1 protein-coding gene is annotated in these 241 nt (G+C 61.4%); it reads left to right on the forward strand.

Annotation, left to right across the window (positions count from 1 at the left end):
• Window positions 1-241: PEP/pyruvate-binding domain-containing protein (locus AC0L3S_RS39690; RefSeq protein WP_473285438.1), on the forward strand; the 241-nt coding region annotated here is incomplete at both ends.

The following is a 241-nucleotide window of genomic DNA, read 5'->3' on the forward strand; positions in this document are numbered from 1 at the left end:
TCACCGAAGCGGCGCGTATCGCAGCAGGCTCGGACAAGCCGTCGCTGCAGAAGCTGATGCCTGACGCGTTCCAGTCCTTCGTCACCATCTCCGATAGTCTGGAGAAGCACTACCGCGACATGCAGGATCTCGAATTCACCATCGAGCGCGGCAAATTGTGGATGCTGCAGACCCGCTCCGGCAAGCGCACCGCCAAGCCGGCGCTGAAAATTGCCGTCGAGATGGCGCGCGACAGGCTGAT

Source organism: Bradyrhizobium sp. Ken01 (assembly GCF_055807355.1).